The sequence below is a fragment of the Pseudomonas sp. DCA-1 genome, from assembly GCF_046523955.1.
GTDB lineage: Bacteria > Pseudomonadota > Gammaproteobacteria > Pseudomonadales > Pseudomonadaceae > Aquipseudomonas > Aquipseudomonas putida_Y.
In genome coordinates, this window is the sequence record NZ_CP169881.1 from 2,930,305 (window position 1) to 2,949,397 (window position 19,093).

Below are 19,093 nucleotides of genomic sequence, written 5' to 3' on the forward strand. Positions count from 1 at the left end.
GCTGCCACACGTGGAGGTGTGCGATGAGCCAGTTCAAACGTCTGTTCGTCATGCTGGGCCCGCAAATGCGTCATACGCCTGCGCTGCAACGCGCGGCGGCGTTGGCGGAATCCAGTGGTGCCCTGCTGGATATCAATGTGTTCGTCGACGACGTCGACACCTTTGGCTTGATGAGCGATGGTCGTGAGCGTGAGCGGCTGCTCAGCGACAACCGCCAATGGCTGGCGGATGAGGCGGAACAACTGAGCGATGCCGGCGTGGACGTGTCCACCGAGCTGTTGTTGACCCGCGACCCGCTGGGCAGCGTACTGGAACGGGTCGAACGGCTGGGCTGCGACCTGCTGGTCAAGGACGTACAGCACGAACCCGTACTCAAACGCCTGCTGGTAACGCCGCTGGACTGGCAGTTGCTCAAGGACAGCCCGGTCGCCGTACACCTGGTCAGTGACATTCGCCTGCCCCTGCCACGGCAGATCGCCGCCGCAGTGGACCTGAACAGCCACGGCGCTGGCGAACACCTGGACGAGCAGGTCATCCACTGCGCCCATGACCTGGCCCTGCAGTGCAACGCCGAGCTGCACCTGCTGCATGTGTGCGACGCGGCCAAGACCCACATCGCCGACTTCGGCGCCGGTACGGTCACCATGCCCGGCTTCGATGGCAGCGTGCGAACCGCGCAGCGGGCGGCGTTCAACCGCCTGGGCGACCACCACCAAATTCCGCTGGAGCGCCGGCACTTCCTCGAAGGGGCCGCGATCAGGGCCATTGCCCAGTTCGTCGGCCACAACCGAGTGGACGTAATAGTCATGGGCAGTCATCGCCATGACGCCATGCAGACATTCCTGGGCGGGACAACAGCGCATGTGCTGGAACACCCGCTGTGCAATGTGTTGGCGATCAAGGCTGTTCGCTGAGCTTCAGCAGCCTGCCTTGGGGCCGGGCAGGAATAACCTTGTACATGTGAAGAGGCACTTCCAGCCACGGAGCAGCTTATAACCTGTCGGCCCCTCCGCAGTTCCTGCAGGCACTGTTGTCACTGACGCGTTATCTGCGTTGGTTTCTGGTACACCAGTGCCACTAAAAATGAATGCATTTGATAATGATTCGTAGTATGTTCGCGGCATTTACCGACCTAGCCCCTCAGCGCCCTAATCAAGGATCGTACCGTCGATGCGCCGCACGTTCGTTTCGCTTTGTGTGCTTCATGCTGTCTCCCCGCTGGCCTTTGCCGAGCCTGAACCGCTCAGCGACCCTGCCCAGATCGAACTCCAGGCCCTGAGCATCACCAGTACTGCCGACAGTGAGCGTGCGGACGGCCCGGTCGAAGGTTACAAGGCCAGCCGCTCGGCCAGTGCCACCCGCACCGACACGGCGCTGCACGAAACCCCGCAATCGGTCAGCGTGGTGCCCAAGGATGTGTTGGTAGACACGGGCGCCACGCGCCTGCAGGACGGCCTGGACTACGCCGGTGGTGTCGGCCGCGCCAACAACTTCGGCGGCCAGGGCCTGACAACCTTCACCGTGCGTGGCTTCACGACCGGTGAGTTCTACCGCAACGGCTTTCCGATCAACCGCGGCTACCCCAATGCCCCGGATGCCAACACCGTCGAGCGCCTGGAGGTCATCCGTGGCCCGGCCAGCAGCCTGTACGGCCGTGGCGACCCTGGCGGTACGTTCAACGTGGTCAGCAAGCAGCCGTTGCCCGAGTCCAAGGTTACCCTTGGCAGCCAGTTCGACGACCAGGGCATGCACCGTGCCACCCTCGATGCCACCGGGCCGCTGAGCCAGGACGGCTCGCTGGCCTACCGCCTGAACATACTGGGTGAAGGTGGCGACAGCTTCCGCGACGATGTCGAAAGCGAACGCTACGATGTCGCCCCGGTCATCAGCTGGCAGGTCAATGACGCCACGAAGATCACCTTCGAAGGCGATTTCATGCGCAACAACCACCCCCTCGATCGCGGCCTGACCCGCTACCCCACCCAGACCGGCAGCGCCTCGCGCGATACCTATATCTGGGAAAAAGGCAGCGACAACCTGCTGCATAACGACAACAACATGGCGCAGCTGCGTTTCGAGCACCTGCTCAATGACGACTGGACTTTGGCAGGCGGGTTCCAGTTCCTTGATGGTTCGCTCAAGGGTAATGCAGTCGAGGGGAGCAATTTACTGCCAGACGGCCGCACCCTGCAGCGGAACTTCAACTACCGCAAGCTGGAATGGACCGACCGTGACTGGCAATTGAACCTGACCGGGCATTTCGATACCGGTACGCTCAGCCACACTTTGCTGACCGGTGTCGAATACGAGAACTACGACTACAACTCGATCATCCAGCGTTCCTCGGCAGCCTACCCGATCGACATCTACAACCCGGTACTGGGCCAGCCGCGCCCGGCACTGGACCGCACCACCACCTGGGACAAGGAAAACCTGCAGACGTGGGCGTTCTTCATTCAGGACCAGGTAGCGCTGACCGAGCGATTGAAGGCGCTGGCGGGTGTGCGCTTCGAGCGTTTCGAGCATGACTATGACAACAAGCTGAACAATGCCGGCGATTTCAGCAAGGGCGAAAACGGCGTTACACCCCGCCTTGGCTTGATCTACGACCTGACCGATACCCTGGCGGTCTACGCCAATACCGCACGTTCGTTCAAGCCTAATACGGGCACGCCGGCCAGTGGCGGCGGTTTCGACCCAGAGAAAGGCAAGTCCTACGAGCTGGGTGTGAAATGGGAGTCACTCGACCGCCAGTTGAGTGTCGACGCGGCGATCTACCACATCGTCAAGGAAAACGTACTGGCCAACGACCCGAGCGACCTTACTGGTACTTACAAGATCGCGGCCGGCGAGGTGCGCAGCCGTGGCCTGGACATCAACATCGCCGGCAACCTCACCCCCGAATGGCGCGTGATCGGTGGCTATGCCTACGTGGACGCCGAAGTCACCAAGGACACTACCCTGCCCAAGGGAACGCGCCTGGCCAATATCCCGCGCAACACCTTCAGCCTGCTGAACACCTACGAGTTCCAGGATGGCCTGGCCAAAGGCCTTGGCCTGGGCGTAGGCGTGAAGTATGTCGACGACCGTGCGGGGCAGACATCGGCAGCCACTTACACGATGGAACGCTACAGCGTGGTCGACCTGTTGAGCTTCTACAAGGTCAACGAGCATGTGCGGTTGAATCTGGACGTGAAAAACGTGTTCAACAAGGGGTATGACGAAGGGGCGTTCAACAGCTACGTATACCCCGGCGCACCGCGCACGGTGCAGGCCGGTGTTTCCTATACCTTCTGAATTGCCGGGGCCGCGCAGCGGCCCCGTAATTTCAGAAAGCTGTGCTGTAGAACAGCGAGTACGACTCGATGCCGTCGTTTGGCTGCTTTATCCCGGCGTTGGAGTAATGCATGGCACGGATGCCTACCTTCTGTTCTCCCGGCAACTTCAGGCCAAAGCCGATGCGGTCTTCGAAGTTGACCGACGACCCCAGGCGCTGGTCCCCTACGTCGGTCTTTGAAAACGCTGCCAGGCCAATACCTGCCTCGATGTAAGGCGTGTAGGTAAAGCCGCTGAACTCATACGTGAACACCGGGCTGAACGACAGCGAATGCGCACCACTGGCATCGCCACCTTCCCAATAGGTGTAGGCCGCATCCCAGTACCCGCTCACATGGCCGGTGCTGCTTTCCAGCCATTTCTTGTCCCAGTCGAACGACATGCCGATACGGTAGGTCATGTCACCTTGGCTAGTTGCGCCCACGGCGCCTGATATCTGCGCAGCCTGGACCAGATCGGCCCCGGCAAAGGCCAGCACTGCAACGGCCAGCGAAGCTGCTAGACGGGTTTTCATCTACGACTCTCCTGATGGTCTACACGGCAAGCGGGGGCTTGGGCCCCTCGACGTTATGCGCTGACCGGTGCATCCAGACCGGTCATGCGAAGTAATACTTTTCTGATTATTGTCCAGATAATCAGAAAGTTGGAAGTGTATTGCCACTATTGACTAAAACACTCGGTAAAGATGTGCCTGCCGGGCACAGGAATTCGCGAGACGTGATCTTAACCAAGGGAGGAGTACATCCGTACTCCTCCCCGTCTCTTCATCAACGCCAATTAAGGTTAACGGTCGTGGGGGCCTTGCCCGTCACGGCCGCCCACTGCTGCACCGACTGACCTTGGGCATTGCCAATGACCTTGTATTTGCCGGGAGGCAGTTGCACATACAGCAGTGGCCCGGCATCGCTGACGCTGAGTACGGGCTGGCCCTGGGCATTCTGGATATCGACCGAAGCCCCGCTCTGGAACTTGCCTTCCGGACCGGTCGAAAGCTCTACGTGCAGGTCATAACCCGCGGTCTTGCGCAGGGCATTGGCCTCGTCCTGGCCGATACCGCCCTGCAGGTAGCGCACGCCATTCTGTTCTTGCGGTTGCAACTGCACGGCCTGCATGTCGATGGGGGCATTGAGGTCGGCGGCAGCGGCCAGCGTCCATGGCAAGGCCAGGGTAATCAGCAAGGCAGCGCCGAGCGCATAGTGATGGTTACGCATGGTACGACCCTCCTTTTCGAGGATGGCTTACCTGTTATTTGATCCTCCCAGCGAAGGGGTGTTCGTGCTGATACCCGGTCATGTAGATGAATTCACTTCAGATAATCAGGTTATCGAGCGAAAACATCAGCTTGCACGACCTTCTTCAAGCAATTTCACGAACATGCTCAAACTGCGCGAGACTGTACCCCGTCGCCATACCAGCCAGGTTTTCAGGTAACGGAAGTCCTCCGACATTGGCCAGGCGCTGACGGTGCTGCACCCGGGCATATTGTCGAGCATGCTGCGCGGCAGCATGGCCAGGCCGGCGCCAGCGCTGACGCATGCCAACATGCCGTGGTACGACTCCATTTCGTGGATCTTGCCCGGTACCGCCTGGTCTTTTACGAACCAGTTTTCGAAGTGATGGCGGTATGAACAGTTGGCGCGGAAGGCGTAGATGCTTTCACCGTTCACGTCCTGGGCGCGGGTTACCGGTGTATGGTTGAGCGGCGCAATGACCATCATCTCTTCCTCGAACACCGGTATGCCCTCCAGCGTCGGGTGCAGCACCGGGCCGTCGACGAACGCGGCCACCAGGCGGCCAGACAGCACGCCTTCGAGCATGGTCCCGGAGGGCCCGGTGGACAGGTCAAGGTCAACCTTGGGGTAGCGTTGGTTATAGGCGGCCAGCAGCGCCGGGATGCGCACCGCCGCCGTGCTTTCCAGCGATCCGAGGGCAAAGGTGCCCTGCGGGTCTTCACCCGCCACGGTCAGCCGCGCCTCATGGACCAGGTCGAGGATGCGCCGGGTATATTCGAGGAAGTTCCAACCCGCAGGCGACAGGCGCAGGCGGCTCTTCTCGCGAATGAACAGCTCTACACCCAAGTCCTCCTCCAGTTGCTTGATGCGCGTGGTCAGGTTCGACGGCACCCGATGGATGTGCTGCGCGGCGGCGCTGATGCTGCCCTGCTCTGCCACGGCCTTGAAGATCTCCAGTTGCACCAGGTCCACAGGCATTCTCCAAACGTGAATGTTTCGCTCATTATTATTCAGTTTTCATTAAAGCCATAGCCCACTAGTCTGGCCTCATTGATTAACAACAACGAGAGTGTCCCGCCATGAGCGCGATCAGCAGCCTGACCCACGCCATCTCCCTCGACCCGTACAGCGGCGAGCAGATCGGCGCCTACCCGTTCGACACCGACGCCGCACTGGAAGCGGCGCTGCAACGTGCCAAGGTCGGCTACCGCCAGTGGCGCCAGGTGTCGCTGGGTCAGCGCAGCGAGTACCTGCTGGCCCTGGCCGGCACCCTCGAAGCCAAGGCTGAAGCTTTCGCGCACATGATCAGCCGCGAAATTGGCAAGCCGATCGCCCAGGCTCGCGGTGAAGTCAGCAAGTGTGTGGGCCTGTGCCGCTGGTACGCCGAGCACGGCCCGGCCATGCTCGCCGCCGAGCCGACCCAGGTCGAAAAAGCCCGTATCGAATACCGCCCGCTAGGCCCGATCCTGGCGGTGATGCCGTGGAACTTCCCGGTCTGGCAGGTGCTGCGCGGTGCCGTGCCGGCGATTCTGGCGGGTAACACCTACGTGCTCAAGCACGCACCGAACGTGATGGGCAGCGCCTACCTGATGGGTGAGCTGTTCAAGGATGCCGGCCTGCCGGAAGGCGTGTTCGAAGTGTTGAACGTGACCCCGGATGGCGTCACCCGCGCCATCAACGATCCGCGCATCGCCGCCGTGACCCTGACCGGCAGCGTGCGTGCAGGCATGGCGATTGGTGCACAGGCCGGTGCCGCGCTGAAGAAGTGCGTGTTGGAGCTGGGTGGCTCTGACCCGTTCATCGTCCTGGCCGACGCCGACCTGGATGCCGCCGTCCAGGCTGCGGTGATAGGCCGCTACCAGAATACCGGCCAGGTGTGCGCCGCCGCCAAGCGCCTGATCGTGGAAGCCAGCATCGTCGACGCGTTCACCCACAAGTTCGTTGAAGCCACTCGCCAGCTGAAAGTCGGCAACCCGCTGGAGGACGACACCTATATTGGCCCGATGGCCCGCTACGACCTGCGCGACGAGTTGGACGACCAGGTTCAGGCGACGTTGGCCGAAGGCGCCACGTTGCTGCTGGGCGGCAACAAGGTCGAAGGCGTGGCCAACTTCTACGCGCCGACCGTGTTTGCCAATGTCACCCCGGACATGACCGCGTTCAAGCAGGAGCTGTTCGGCCCTGTCGCGGCGATCATCACTGCACGCGATGCCGACCATGCCGTGGAACTGGCCAACGACAGCGAGTTCGGCCTGGCCTCGACCATCTACACAGCCGACTATGCGCTGGCCGAACGCATGACCGCTGCACTGGATACCGGTGGCGTGTTCATCAACGGCTACTGCGCTTCCGACCCCCGCGTGGCGTTTGGTGGCGTGAAGAAGAGCGGTTTCGGCCGTGAGCTGTCGCACTTTGGGGTGCGCGAGTTCACCAATGCCCAGACGGTGTGGCTGGACCGTAACTGATTCATGACCCTGGGGCTGCTTTGCAGCCCCAGGCGCTTCAATCCCGAACCTGGTCCTTGACCCAGTCCAGCATCCCCCCCGGCACGATCAATTCATGCCTTGCCCGCGAACAGGCGGTATACAACCCCGCCAGCATACGCGCCCGTTCATTGCGGTTACCCGCCACCTGTGGCGCTACCATCAGTTCCGGCGACACCATCACCCGGGCAAACTCCATGTTCTTCACATCCCGTACACGCCCCAGGAACAACTTCGGCGCCTTGTCCCAGCGGTAACGGCTCTTGGCCTTGGCAAAGTGCTCCGGCGTATAGCCCTTGCGCAGCATGTTGGCCACGGCGACGAACGCTTTGTCATCGCCCTTGTCCTGCTCCAGCGCCTGCCAGCTGGCATAGCGGAACAGCATCGGGTGGCGCGGCCGCGTGCCGTAGCGGTACAGCTCGATGCAGTCCTCGACGAACAGTTCAAAGTCCTTGCGAGCGCTTTTCAGCAACAAGAACGGCACCCCCTGATGCGTCAGGCGCTGGAACCAGCCAAACAGGCCCCATTCATCATCGACGATAAGCGCCGTGGGCTGTTCCGGCACCATCACCGTGTCGAAGAAGCTGACCCGGGTGTAGTGCTCGGCATTGCCACTGAAGGCTGCCTGGATCGTGGCCGGGTGCGCCTGGATCAGCGGGTTGAGCACATTGTCCATTGCCGGCCCGGCGCGCAGTGAGTGGTCAATGCAGCGTTGGCGGATGAAGCTGCCATGGTGCGGGCTGAGGCCGTTGAGGTTTTGCAGTTCGTCACCCAGGGTAATGATCGACTGCGGACTGCGATCGAGTACCGCCAGCATCGGTGCCGACAACTCGTGGGCCTCGTCGACGATGACATGGGTGTAACGGCTGTCGATCACATGTTCGGTCAGCGACAGCAGCTTGACCCGGTGGTAGTCACGCACCGGCAGCTGAATGTCCCGCGCCGACGGGCGAATCAGCTCTTGCCAGTACAGGCGCGCCTTTTCCAGCAGCACCTCCTGATCCAGCGGCGAGGTGCCAGGCCCGGCCCAGGGCAAGTGGTGCAGTTGAAGCTGGGTATCGGCACTGTGGCAGAACGTGCGCACGGCGCGGATGCACAAGGCAACCACGTCACGCGCTGCGAGCGGGCCGATATCAGGGATGGCCAACCAGCGCACCACTTGCGCTTCCTGGGGGCGCCAGGACAGCTTGGTGCGATACGGATCGCGCAGTCGCCAGCCGTTGCTGGTGAGGTCGCGGTTGAGCAGTTCGTCAGCCAGTTGGCCGAAGGTCAGCGCGGTATAGGCGGCAGCGTCCTTGACCCGCGCCTGCAGTGCGCGCAACTGCCCTTCGGTCAAGGCCAGCAGCAATGTGCGCTGCGGCTCCAGCAGCCGGGCGAACTGGTGAATCAGGAAGGTCTTGCCGGTGCCGGCGAAACCTTGCACAGCCACAGACTCGTCGACGCCACTGAGGAATTCACGCAGCAGGCGGTTTTGCTGGTCGCTGAGCATCAAGTCGCTGGCCAGCGATGGCAGGTACACCGGGTGCAGCGGCGTGGCCCGTTGGCGGTAGCGGTCGGCGAACTGGAAGTTCCACTGGCCTTCGTCATCCAGCAACTCGTCCGCCTGGTACTCCACTTCGGCCGACAGCAGTGCAATGCCATTTTCGCCCAGCATGCCCAGGCCCATGGCGAATGCTTCGCGATCGAAGTGCTGCGCTACCTGGCCCTGGAAGCGCCCGGGGGCGACACCTTCGACTTGGTTGGCGATGCGCACGATTTCGGCGAAACGACGCTCCTGCGCGTCGGCCGAGGCGATGGCAGGCTGACGTGGCAGGTTTTGCACGAACAGCACGGCGGCGGCATCGAGCACACTGGCAGTGGTGAAGAATTCGGTTACAGCCGCGCTGGCGAGGCGGTCAGCCTGGTCGCTGGACAAAGGCAGGTAGAACATCGGCACCTCGGGTGAAATCAGGGCGGCACGATAGCAACTTTTGGCGTGGAATGCTGGGTTCAGTGTTGCCTGGGCTGGCCGCTTCGCGGAACCGCCCGCGCCCTAGGCAACGTGCGATTCACGAAACCATGCTGGTGCTGTGGGAGCGGGCGAGCCCGCGAAGAGGCCGGCAGCCCCGCCTCCACCTCAAACCCTGCAGCGCTTCAATGTTTCACTGGGAAACTCCTTGAATAACTGCCGGTAACTCTCTGAAAACCTTCCTAAATGCCAGAAAGACCAGCGCATCGCCACCTCGGCCACGGTCACGCCGCCACCGCGCAACAGATCACGCCGCGCACCGTTGAGCCGGCGCAGGCGCAGCCAGTGCGCCGGCGGCATGCCGGTAAACGCCTTGAACGCTTGCTGCAACTGGCGCAGGGAAACCCCAGCCACGTCTGCCAGCTCAAGCAGGTTCAGCGTCTCTTCCGGGCAGTCGGCCGCCCATTCGCTGACCCGGTGCATGATCGCCCTTTCCTCGTCCCGCCGCCCCAAGGCCACGCCCTGTAAACGCTGACTGGCGTTGTCGAGAATGAACAGACAGTCCTCCAGCAACTGCTCAGCCAGGGCCTGCCCTTGCGACGGGCAACCCTCCTCGCCCAACCGGGTCAAGGTGGCGCTGAGCCAGCTGCCGAACAGCGCATTCTGGCCGCTACCCAATGGCACCATGAACAACCCTTCCAGACGCTGCGGGTCTAGCCCATGGCGGGCCAGGAACGCCTGGTCGAACACGACCGCCACTTCGTGGTAGTTCTCTGGCGTAATCCAGATATTGCGGCTTTGTTCGTTCAGCAGGTACAGGCTGTTCTCACTGCGGTCGAAGCAAAACGCCAACGCGCCGCTTGGCGCGCGGAAAAACTGTTCCACCCGGGTGTTCAGGCGCTCTTCGTACACCTCCACGCCATCCAGCCCAAGGCAGCGCAGCTCACCGCTGAAGTACCCGGGCGACATCTGCCGGTACTGCTGCTGCCAGCCAGGGGTGGCGCGCACTTGCTCGGTGACGTCAGTGGTGTGGAAAGCCTGGACCTTCAACGCATTGGCGGTTGTCACACATCGTCCTGTATGCACTCTTTTGGTGCATTCGATACTGAAGAAAGTGGATAGATTGCCCCGGGGGGCTGCGCCCAAGATAGTCTGCAGCGCGTCACCTGGGAAGCGTAACGCCTTCGCAACTGTTCAACGGTTTTCGCAAGCGCCCACGCTCCCCCACTAAAACCCAACCAAGAGGTCTGTATGAACGCCCCCTTCGATCAGCTGTCCACCTGGCTGAAAGAACACCGGATCACCGAAGTCGAATGCGTGATCAGCGACTTGACCGGCATCGCCCGCGGCAAGATTGCGCCCACCGCCAAGTTCCTCCATGAGCGAGGCATGCGCCTGCCAGAAAGCGTGCTGCTGCAGACAGTCACCGGCGACTACGTCGATGATGACATCTATTACAACCTGCTCGACGCCGCCGACATCGACATGGTCTGCCGCCCTGACCCCACTGCCGTTTACCAGATCCCGTGGGCGATCGAGCCAACCGCGATCGTGATCCACGACACCTTCGACAAGCAAGGCAACCCTATCGAGCTTTCGCCACGCAACGTGCTGAAGAAGGTGCTCAAGCTGTACGCCGACAAGGGCTGGCAGCCGATCGTCGCGCCCGAGATGGAGTTCTACCTGACCAAGCGCTGCGAAGACCCGGACTTGCCACTGCAGGTGCCACTGGGGCGTTCCGGCCGTGCTGAAAGTGGCCGACAGTCGTTCTCGATCGATGCCGCCAACGAATTCGACCCGCTGTTCGAAGACGTCTACGACTGGTGCGAGATCCAGGGGCTGGACCTGGATACGCTGATCCACGAAGACGGCCCGGCGCAGATGGAGATCAACTTCCGCCACGGCGACGCGCTGGACCTTGCCGACCAGATCACCGTGTTCAAGCGCACCATGCGCGAGGCAGCGCTCAAACACAACGTGGCCGCCACGTTCATGGCCAAGCCGATCACCGACGAACCCGGCAGTGCCATGCACCTGCACCAGAGCGTGGTCGACATCGCTACGGGCAAACCGATCTTCGCCAACGAAGACGGCAGCATGAGCCCGCTGTTCCTGCATCACATCGGCGGCTTGCAGAAGTACATCCCCAAGCTGCTGCCGATGTTCGCGCCCAACGTCAACTCGTTCCGCCGCTTCCTGCCGGATACTTCGGCACCGGTCAACGTCGAGTGGGGTGTAGAAAACCGCACCGCCGGCTTGCGCGTGCCTACGTCCAGCCCAGAGGCGATGCGGGTGGAAAACCGCCTGCCGGGCGCCGATGCCAACCCGTACCTGGCCATCGCTGCCAGCCTGCTGTGCGGCTACCTGGGCATGGTCGAGCAGATCGACCCTAGCGCAGCAGTGCAGGGCCGTGCCTATGAACGACGCAACCTGCGCCTGCCGATCACCATCGAAGATGCGCTGCAGCACATGGAAGACTGCGAAACCGTGCAGCAGTACCTGGGCAAGCAATTCGTCCAGGGCTACGTGGCGGTCAAGCGCGCCGAACACGAGAACTACAAGCGCGTCATCAGCTCGTGGGAGCGTGAATTCCTGATGCTGAGTGTCTGATCCACCGCGGGGGTGCTTTGCACCCCATGCACAGGCAACCCTGCTCCGAACTCGAAGAACAAGACCAACGAGGTGTTCCCATGCGTCATCTGCAAGCCCTGATCCCCGCTGCATTCACCCTGCTGTTCGCCACCACCACCCAGGCCGCACCCACGGTCAGTGTGTACAACTGGACCGACTACATCGGTGACACCACTCTGGCCGATTTCCAGGCCAGCAGCGGAATCAAGGTGGTCTATGACGTGTTCGACTCCAACGAAACCCTTGAAGGCAAGCTGTTGGCCGGGCGCACGGGTTATGACGTGGTGGTACCGTCCAACCACTTCCTCGCCCGCCAGGCCCAGGCCGGGGCCTTCCTGCCGCTGGACCGCAGCAAGCTGCCGAACTGGCAGCACCTGGACCCCAAACTGCTCAAACAACTTGAACAGAACGACCCCGGCAACCAGTACGCCGTGCCTTACCTCTGGGGCACCAATGGCATCGGCTACAACGTCGACAAGGTCAAGGCGGCACTGGGTGTGGACCATATCGACTCGTGGGCAGTGCTGTTCGAGCCCGAGAACCTGAAAAAGCTCAAGCAGTGCGGCGTGGCATTCATGGACTCACCCGACGAGCTGTTCCCGGCCGTGCTCAACTACCTGGGCCTGGACCCGCGCAGCGAAAAACCGGGCGATTACGCCAAGGCTGAGGCCCGCCTGCTCGAACTGCGCCCCTATATCACCTACTTCCACTCCTCCAAGTACGTTTCAGACCTGGCGAACGGTAATGTCTGCGTAGCGTTCGGCTACTCTGGCGACGTGTTCCAGGCCGCCAACCGCGCCGTAGAGGCGAAAAACGGCGTGAAGGTCGCCTACAGCATTCCCAAGGAAGGCAGCAACCTGTGGTTCGACCTGCTGGCCATCCCCAAGGACGCCAACAACCCCGAGCAGGCCCTGGCGTTCATCAACTACCTGCTCGACCCCAAAGTGATTGCCAAGGTCAGCGCCACGGTCGGCTATGCCAATGCCAACCCTGACGCCAAGGCCTACATGGATGCATCGCTGGTGAACAACCCCGAGATCTACCCACCGCAGGAGGTGCTGGACAAGCTGTACATCTCCAGCACCCCGAGCCCGAAAATCATGCGCGTCATGACCCGCTCCTGGAGCAAGATCAAATCCAACCGCTGAGTCGAGAACGCTCATGTCTTTCAATACCCAACACACCGCCTCGTACTACGCCGCTACAGCGCGCGACGCGGCACCCTACCCCAGCCTGGACAGTGAACTGACGGCCGACGTTTGCGTGATCGGCGGCGGGCTGACCGGGGTCAATACCGCCCTGGAGCTGGCCGAGCGCGGCCTCTCGGTGGTGCTGCTGGAAGCCCGTCGCATCGGCTGGGGCGCCAGTGGGCGCAATGGCGGCCAACTGATTCGCGGCATCGGCCATGATGTCAGCGGCTTTGCCCGGCATGTCGGCCAGGAAGGTGTGCGCTACCTGAAACAGGCCGGCATCGATTCAGTGGAACTGGTGGCCGACCGTATCGCCCGCTACGGCATTGCCTGCGATCTGCGCTGGGGCTTCTGCGAACTGGCCAACACCGAGGCGCAGTTCGCCGCCTTCAAGGATGAACAGGACGACCTGGCCGCCCTGGGCTATCGCCACGAAACACGCCTGGTCGGCGCCGGGCAGTTGAACGAGATCGTCGCCAGCGACCAGTACGCTGGCGGCCTGGTAGACATGGGCTCGGGCCACCTGCACCCGCTGGATCTGGTCCAGGGCGAAGCCCGCGCGGCCCACAGCCTGGGCGTGCGCATTTTCGAACAAAGCCCGGTGCTGCGTATTGAGCACGGGCCCAGGCTGACGCTGTACACGGCGCGCGGCAAGGTGCGTGCAAGCAGCCTGGTGCTGGGCTGCAACGCTCACCTCGATGAACTGGAGCCGCGCCTGAGTGGCAAGGTGCTCCCGGCCGGCAGCTATGTGGTGGCCACCGAACCCTTGCCCGAAGCGCTGGCCAGCAGCCTGATCCCGCAGAACATGGCGCTGTGCGACCAGAAGGTCGGCCTGGACTACTACCGTCTCACTGCAGACCGCCGCCTGCTGTTCGGTGGCGCCTGCCACTATTCCGGGCGTGACCCTAAAGACATCGGCGCGTACATGCGGCCGAAGGTATTGAAGGTGTTCCCGCAACTGGCCAACGTGCGCATCGACTACCAGTGGGGTGGCATGATCGGCATCACCGCCAACCGTTTCCCCCAGGTCGGGCGCCTTGGCCAGCACCCCAACGTGTATTACGCCCAAGGCTATTCCGGGCACGGGCTGAACGTGACGCACTGGACGGCGAAACTGCTGGCCGAAAGCATCGCCCTCGGCCATAGCCAGGGCCTGGATGTGTTCAGTGCCGTGCCGCACCTGACCTTCCCCGGCGGCAAGGCCCTGCGCTCACCCCTGCTGGCACTGGGCATGTTGTGGTACCGCTTGCGTGAGGCCCTGGGTTGAGTGGGCAACAACGTTTGCAGCGCCACTCAGGGCGAGCACGTCCCGGTCACGCATTCTGTACTTTTCAAAGAGGATTGCCCCGTCCACTGGCCAAGCGCCTCGTACCTGCTAGCGTTGTTGAGGCCGACCTCTCATGGATGCCTTTTCATCATGAAATCATTGCCTCGCATTACCCTGTTGTGCGCCGCGCTGCTTGCCGTGGCCGCCTGCTCCAGCAACCGCGTGGACCCCAAGGATTACTCCGGCTTCCTCAAAGACTACAGCCGGCTGCAAGAAGCCAAGAGCCCTTCGGGTGACCCGGTGATGCGCTGGATCGATCCTAAGGTCAATATCAACCAGTACAGCCAGGTATTCGTCGAGCCAAGCCAGTTCTACCCCAAGCCGCAGCCCACAGCGGTTATCTCGCAGCAGACGCTGCAGGAAATCACCCGCTACTTCAACGAGGCCCTGCGCCGGGAAATGAGCAGCGTGATGCCTCTGGCCAAGGGGCCTGGCCCGGGCGTGATAGTGGTACGCCCGGCGATCACGGCAGTGTCCACAAGTAACGAGGGCCTCAAGCCTTACGAGGTGATCCCTATCGCGCTAATTGCGGCAGGTGTGAATACCGCCATGGGTGGACGTGACCAGGACGTGGATGTCGGTGTGGAGGCAGCGTTTCTGGACGGTGCCAGCCAGAAGGTGCTGGCCCAGGTGGTCCGCAAGGGCGCGGGCCAGGAACTGGAGAACGACACGCAGAAGCTGACCTTGAATGACGTCAAGCCGGTGCTCGATGGCTGGGCCAAGGACATGCGTGCGAGCTTCCTGGCAGCGAAGCAGAAAGGCCGATGAGTCAGCGCTGACCCATCAGGTCAACGCGATCTGGTGAAGGAGCGGCCCATCGAGTCACAAGGCCGCTCCAGTTGATCGCGTTTAACATCAGCACTCGACAAAAGCGACCGCCAAACCGCCGCGCGAGGTTTCCTTGTAATTGGTATGCATGTCCGCCCCGGTATCACGCATGGTGCGGATCACCCGATCGAGCGAAATGAAGTGCTCGCCATCCCCCCGCAGCGCCATCTGCACGGCATTGATCGCTTTCACCGCAGCAATTGCATTGCGCTCGATGCAGGGCACCTGCACCAGGCCACCCACGGGGTCGCAAGTGAGCCCGAGGTTGTGCTCCAGGGCAATCTCGGCCGCGTTTTCCAGCTGCGGTGGCGTCGCCCCCAGCACCTGGGCCAAGCCGGCGGCAGCCATCGAGCAGGCCGAACCCACCTCGCCCTGGCAGCCTACCTCAGCCCCCGAGATCGACGCATTTTTCTTGCACAAAATACCGACCGCCGCAGCCGCCAGCAGGAAATCGACGACATCGGCATCGCAAACGGTCGGGTTGAACTTCATGTAGTAATGCAGTACAGCCGGGATAATGCCAGCGGCACCGTTGGTGGGCGCGGTAACCATGCGCCCGCCCGCGGCGTTCTCCTCATTGACCGCCAAGGCGAACAGGTTCACCCACTCCATGGCGCTGAGGGTTGAGCCGATCACGTTGGGCTTGCCCAACTCCTGCAGGCTGCGGTGCAACCGCGCGGCGCGGCGCTTGACCTGCAAGCCACCCGGTAGAACGCCCTCGTTGCGCAGGCCGTTCGCTACGCACTCACGCATGGCTGCCCAGATGCGCAGCAAGCCTTCGCGCACCTCGGCCTCCGGGCGCCAGGCGCATTCGTTGGCCATCATCAGTTGCGCCACGCTCAGGTTGTGGGCTTTGCACAAGGCCAGCAGTTGGGCACCACTGTCGAATTCATAAGGCAGCATCACGGCATTCGTTTCGCTTGCCGGCGCATCGATTTCGACTTGCTCGACGATGAATCCGCCACCCACCGAAAAATAGGTCTGGCTCAACAGGCTGTGCTGCCCGTCGATGGCTTCCAGGCTCATGGCATTGGGGTGATAAGGCAGGCTCTCGTCGAGCAGCAGCATGTCACGGCCATAGTCGAAGGCCAGCGGATGGCTACCGTCGAGCATCAGGCAGTGTTCCTGCAGCACCTGGCCAATGCGCGACTCGATAGTGGCCGGGTCGATACGGTCTGGCCACTGGCCCATCAAGCCTAGCAGGCACGCGCGGTCGGTGGCATGGCCAACCCCGGTAGCCGACAGCGAGCCATACAGCCGCACTTCCACACGTGTTACCCGCGCCAGCAGCCCCTGCTCACGCAGGGCCTGGGCAAAGGTAGCCGCCGCCCGCATCGGGCCGACGGTGTGGGAGCTGGAAGGCCCGATGCCAATTTTGAAAAGGTCGAAAACACTGATAGCCATGCTAATGCCTGACCCTACCCTGACATGCATCCAAGGTAGGGTTGTCTGAAGAAATTGAGCGTTATTGCGATTTTGCGCGATACTGACGCCCTGGCTCACGGATGACCAACGAAACTTTCTAAGCAAGGCTTTAGTGGTACTAAACGATGCGACGACAACTCAATGGTCAGATGTTCGTCTGGCTACACGTATTTGCCTGCGCAGCCCGGCACTTGTCCTTCACCCGCTGTGCCGAAGAGCTGCACATCACCCCGGGCGCGGTCAGCCAGCAGATGCGCCAGCTGGAAGAGCGCCTGGGCTACCGGCTGTTCCTGCGCCGGGCGCGCGGCGTGGAGCTGAGCGCCGAGGGGCAACGCCTGGCTCAGACGGTGGCCGAGGCCTATGGCAGTATCGAGGCCGAGCTGCTGCGGCTGGACGCAGGGGAAATCCGCGGCACGTTGCGTGTGCGTTCGATCCCCTCGTTCCTGGCTAAATGGCTCACGCCGCGCTTGCCGCGTTTTCAACAACGCTACCCGGACATCGAGTTGCGCCTGGTGGCTGAAGACAGTGCCCAGGCGCTGACGCCGGGCGACTTCGACCTGGCCATCGACCTGAACGATGGCAGCTACCCAGGCATGCTCTCGACGCCGCTACTGGACGAGCAGATCTTCCCGGTGTGCTCACCTGCCCTGCTGCGTGGGCGCCCACCCCTGCACGGGCCAAGCGATCTGGTGCACTACCCGTTGCTGCATGACATCACCGCCTGGCGTGGCAGTTCGGAATATGCCGAGTGGGAGTTTTACCTGGAAGGCATCGGCGCCGCCGGCCTGGATGTGCGGCGCGGGCACACTTTCAACCGCAACCACCTGACCATCGAGGCGGCGATTGCCGGGATCGGCGTGGCCATTGCCCGGCGCACGCTGCTCAATGACGAACTGGAGCGCGGCGCACTGATCGTGCCCTTTGGTGTACCGATCGCCAACCACAAGCGTTATGTGGTGCATTACCCGCCAGGCGGCTTGAACCAGCCGGGTGCGCGGGCGGTGCATGACTGGCTGGTGGAAGAAGCGCGGGGGTTCAGGGCATTGCATCCGTTGAACAAGGACTGACTGGCGGTACACGGTCGATGCGGGCGTGCGTTGCTCAATAAGCCTGCTTACCCGTAAAGGCATTAAGCGTGCGCACCAGAATCACAAAGTCCAGCCACAACGACCAGTTGTTGATGTACTCGATGTCCGAGTCGACCCGCTGGATCATTTGCTCGATATCCTTGGTTTCCCCCCTGAACCCGCGCACCTGCGCCAAACCTGTCATGCCTGGCTTGATATTGTGGCGGGCAAAGTAGTCAACGATATCCTGCGAATACAAGGTGTCATGTTGCAGGGCGTGTGGCCGCGGCCCTACCAGGGACATTTCACCGGTCAGCACGTTGAACAATTGTGGCAGTTCATCAAGGCTTGTACGCCGGATAAAGGCACCGACCCGGGTCAGCCGTGGGTCATTCTTCTGCGCCTGTTTGACCACGCCCTCTTCCGGTTGGTGAACATGCATACTGCGAAACTTCCAGATACGGAACGATTCGCCTGTCCAGCCGGTACGTTCCTGGCGGAAGAACACCGGCCCGCGGCTATCGATCTTGATGGCCAGCGCAACAGCCAGCAATACAGGTGATGCAAACAGCAAAATCAACGCGGCCAGCACCCGGTCCTCAAGGTTTTTCAAGAACAGGCTCATGCCCGTCAAGGGTGTCTCCGACAAGGTCAGCACCGGAATGCCGGCAATTTCCCGCACGCTGTGGTTGATCAGGCGCAACGAGAAGATATCCGGTACCCAGTTCACCGCAATGCACTTGTCGAGCAACTTGAAATACACGTCGTTGATGACCTCGGAGCCACCTAGTGGCGTCACCAGGTACACCGTACGAATGCCGTGTTGGGCCACCAGCTCGTCGAGGTCGCCAATATGCCCCAGCACTGGCAGGCGCTGCTTGCCCTCGGCACTCTCCCCCCCCAGCCCATCGCCTTTGTCGAGCAGCACGCAGCCCAGCACCCGCTCGCCAAACCACGGGTTGTTGCTGATTTTCTGATACAGGAAGTTGGCCAGGTCACCGTTGCCGATGATCAGGGCATTGTCCAGGCGCGAATGCGCGCTAAAGCGTTTTTGCAGTTCGCGCACGGCAAAATGCAAGAATAACTGGGCGACATAACCAATGACGAACAGTTGCACCACCAATAGCCGTGAATAGGTTTCGCTCTGTTCGGTCAGGAACGCCATGACCACCAGGAAGCAAAATGTTGCCGACCAGGCCTTGAACAGGCGGAACGCCTTGATCGACAACCCGACGTTGGTGCGGTAGATCGCGTAATGATCATAAATGACTGCCAGTGCACCAATCAGCAACAGCAGCATGATCACGTAATCGGATGTGATGTAGCCGAACTGGTCGTAGATCAGGTACCAGGCAATACCGGTGACGGCAACACCATCGAGGCCGGCCTGGATGGCGTTACTGACACTGCTTCTTCTCTGGAGTAAGGAACGACTGCTTCTGGGTTCGAAAACCATTTCAGACCTCATCAAGATGAGCGTAGCAAGTGCCTTCCATCAAACAGCAAGCCTTGAAAACAGACTTAAGCAAAAACCGTGCAGCAGGCGCGTGGCGCCCTCAAGCGATTGATATCACTGTAGCAGCCACCCGCTGCTGGCGTACCCGGAATCACCGCTTTTGCAATTTT

Annotated in this window: 15 protein-coding genes; 8 read left to right on the top strand and 7 right to left on the bottom strand. The window is 61.7% G+C overall.

Features of this window, described 5'->3' with window-relative positions:
• The first annotated feature begins 23 nt into the window (after window positions 1–23).
• A complete protein-coding gene (locus ACE4QZ_RS13770) occupies window positions 24–914 on the top strand; it encodes a universal stress protein (protein WP_021785094.1) in 891 nt (296 codons plus the stop codon).
• 256 nt (window positions 915–1,170) lie between these two features.
• Window positions 1,171–3,297: a TonB-dependent siderophore receptor gene (locus ACE4QZ_RS13775; protein WP_021785093.1), complete on the top strand. Its 2,127-nt coding sequence runs from the start codon at window positions 1,171–1,173 to the stop codon at window positions 3,295–3,297.
• A gap of 31 nt (window positions 3,298–3,328) precedes the next feature.
• Here ACE4QZ_RS13775 and ACE4QZ_RS13780 read toward each other — a convergent pair whose 3' ends face one another.
• The 3 genes from ACE4QZ_RS13780 to ptrR all read right to left on the bottom strand — a co-directional run bounded on the left by ACE4QZ_RS13780 (window position 3,329) and on the right by ptrR (window position 5,540).
• The gene (locus tag ACE4QZ_RS13780) at window positions 3,329–3,850 is read right to left on the bottom strand and encodes an acyloxyacyl hydrolase (RefSeq protein ID WP_021785092.1); all 522 of its coding nucleotides are present in this window, start codon (window positions 3,848–3,850) and stop codon (window positions 3,329–3,331) included.
• A gap of 253 nt (window positions 3,851–4,103) precedes the next feature.
• Window positions 4,104–4,547, bottom strand: a complete 444-nt coding sequence (locus ACE4QZ_RS13785; protein WP_021785091.1) for a hypothetical protein — start codon at window positions 4,545–4,547, stop codon at window positions 4,104–4,106.
• Between the two features lie 126 nt (window positions 4,548–4,673).
• On the bottom strand, window positions 4,674–5,540 hold the full coding sequence (gene ptrR / locus ACE4QZ_RS13790) for a putrescine utilization regulator PtrR (protein ID WP_028697444.1): 867 nt from the start codon (window positions 5,538–5,540) through the stop codon (window positions 4,674–4,676).
• A 107-nt stretch (window positions 5,541–5,647) separates the two neighbouring features.
• Between ptrR and ACE4QZ_RS13795 the strand changes: the two genes are divergently transcribed.
• Complete coding sequence (locus ACE4QZ_RS13795; RefSeq protein WP_028697445.1) at window positions 5,648–7,033, top strand: aldehyde dehydrogenase family protein; 1,386 nt, start codon at window positions 5,648–5,650, stop codon at window positions 7,031–7,033.
• A 37-nt stretch (window positions 7,034–7,070) separates the two neighbouring features.
• Here the strand turns inward: ACE4QZ_RS13795 and ACE4QZ_RS13800 are convergent, their stop codons facing one another.
• Together ACE4QZ_RS13800 and ACE4QZ_RS13805 are read right to left on the bottom strand one after the other, a co-directional pair.
• Entirely contained in the window at window positions 7,071–8,981 is a 1,911-nt protein-coding gene (locus tag ACE4QZ_RS13800; RefSeq protein ID WP_021785088.1) for an AAA family ATPase, read from the bottom strand.
• Window positions 8,982–9,167: 186 nt separating this feature from the next.
• Window positions 9,168–10,067, bottom strand: a complete 900-nt coding sequence (locus tag ACE4QZ_RS13805) for a helix-turn-helix domain-containing protein (protein WP_021785087.1) — start codon at window positions 10,065–10,067, stop codon at window positions 9,168–9,170.
• A gap of 183 nt (window positions 10,068–10,250) precedes the next feature.
• Here ACE4QZ_RS13805 and ACE4QZ_RS13810 point away from each other — a divergent pair, with 183 nt between their 5' ends.
• The 4 genes from ACE4QZ_RS13810 to ACE4QZ_RS13825 all read left to right on the top strand — a co-directional run bounded on the left by ACE4QZ_RS13810 (window position 10,251) and on the right by ACE4QZ_RS13825 (window position 14,915).
• On the top strand, window positions 10,251–11,609 hold the full coding sequence (locus tag ACE4QZ_RS13810; protein WP_021785086.1) for a glutamine synthetase family protein: 1,359 nt from the start codon (window positions 10,251–10,253) through the stop codon (window positions 11,607–11,609).
• Between the two features lie 80 nt (window positions 11,610–11,689).
• A complete protein-coding gene (locus ACE4QZ_RS13815) occupies window positions 11,690–12,778 on the top strand; it encodes a polyamine ABC transporter substrate-binding protein (protein ID WP_028697446.1) in 1,089 nt (362 codons plus the stop codon).
• 13 nt (window positions 12,779–12,791) lie between these two features.
• Window positions 12,792–14,087 (top strand): NAD(P)/FAD-dependent oxidoreductase, encoded by a 1,296-nt coding sequence (locus ACE4QZ_RS13820; protein ID WP_021785084.1) that lies wholly within the window; start codon window positions 12,792–12,794, stop codon window positions 14,085–14,087.
• 150 nt (window positions 14,088–14,237) lie between these two features.
• Complete coding sequence (locus tag ACE4QZ_RS13825; protein ID WP_021785083.1) at window positions 14,238–14,915, top strand: DUF3313 domain-containing protein; 678 nt, start codon at window positions 14,238–14,240, stop codon at window positions 14,913–14,915.
• An 87-nt stretch (window positions 14,916–15,002) separates the two neighbouring features.
• On the opposite strand, the gene ACE4QZ_RS13830 is transcribed toward ACE4QZ_RS13825, so the two are convergent.
• A complete protein-coding gene (locus ACE4QZ_RS13830; protein ID WP_021785082.1) occupies window positions 15,003–16,379 on the bottom strand; it encodes an L-serine ammonia-lyase in 1,377 nt (458 codons plus the stop codon).
• 146 nt (window positions 16,380–16,525) lie between these two features.
• On the opposite strand from ACE4QZ_RS13830, the gene ACE4QZ_RS13835 reads away from it, so the two are divergent.
• Window positions 16,526–17,467 (top strand): LysR substrate-binding domain-containing protein, encoded by a 942-nt coding sequence (locus tag ACE4QZ_RS13835; RefSeq protein ID WP_021785081.1) that lies wholly within the window; start codon window positions 16,526–16,528, stop codon window positions 17,465–17,467.
• 34 nt (window positions 17,468–17,501) lie between these two features.
• Here ACE4QZ_RS13835 and ACE4QZ_RS13840 read toward each other — a convergent pair whose 3' ends face one another.
• On the bottom strand, window positions 17,502–18,923 hold the full coding sequence (locus ACE4QZ_RS13840; RefSeq protein ID WP_021785080.1) for an undecaprenyl-phosphate glucose phosphotransferase: 1,422 nt from the start codon (window positions 18,921–18,923) through the stop codon (window positions 17,502–17,504).
• Between the last annotated feature and the right edge of the window lie 170 nt (window positions 18,924–19,093).

Bases quoted from the DNA above. Each gene is read 5' to 3' on its own strand.
- ACE4QZ_RS13810 (WP_021785086.1), top strand. From the start codon at position 10,251: ATGAACGCCCCCTTCGATCAGCTGTCCACCTGGCTGAAAGAACACCGG.
- ACE4QZ_RS13830 (WP_021785082.1), bottom strand. From the start codon at position 16,379: ATGGCTATCAGTGTTTTCGACCTTTTCAAAATTGGCATCGGGCCTTCC.
- ACE4QZ_RS13785 (WP_021785091.1), bottom strand. From the start codon at position 4,547: ATGCGTAACCATCACTATGCGCTCGGCGCTGCCTTGCTGATTACCCTG.
- ACE4QZ_RS13815 (WP_028697446.1), top strand. From the start codon at position 11,690: ATGCGTCATCTGCAAGCCCTGATCCCCGCTGCATTCACCCTGCTGTTC.
- ACE4QZ_RS13795 (WP_028697445.1), top strand. From the start codon at position 5,648: ATGAGCGCGATCAGCAGCCTGACCCACGCCATCTCCCTCGACCCGTAC.
- ACE4QZ_RS13840 (WP_021785080.1), bottom strand. From the start codon at position 18,923: ATGGTTTTCGAACCCAGAAGCAGTCGTTCCTTACTCCAGAGAAGAAGC.
- ACE4QZ_RS13825 (WP_021785083.1), top strand. From the start codon at position 14,238: ATGAAATCATTGCCTCGCATTACCCTGTTGTGCGCCGCGCTGCTTGCC.
- ACE4QZ_RS13770 (WP_021785094.1), top strand. From the start codon at position 24: ATGAGCCAGTTCAAACGTCTGTTCGTCATGCTGGGCCCGCAAATGCGT.
- ACE4QZ_RS13820 (WP_021785084.1), top strand. From the start codon at position 12,792: ATGTCTTTCAATACCCAACACACCGCCTCGTACTACGCCGCTACAGCG.
- ACE4QZ_RS13800 (WP_021785088.1), bottom strand. From the start codon at position 8,981: ATGTTCTACCTGCCTTTGTCCAGCGACCAGGCTGACCGCCTCGCCAGC.
- ACE4QZ_RS13775 (WP_021785093.1), top strand. From the start codon at position 1,171: ATGCGCCGCACGTTCGTTTCGCTTTGTGTGCTTCATGCTGTCTCCCCG.
- ACE4QZ_RS13835 (WP_021785081.1), top strand. From the start codon at position 16,526: ATGCGACGACAACTCAATGGTCAGATGTTCGTCTGGCTACACGTATTT.
- ACE4QZ_RS13780 (WP_021785092.1), bottom strand. From the start codon at position 3,850: ATGAAAACCCGTCTAGCAGCTTCGCTGGCCGTTGCAGTGCTGGCCTTT.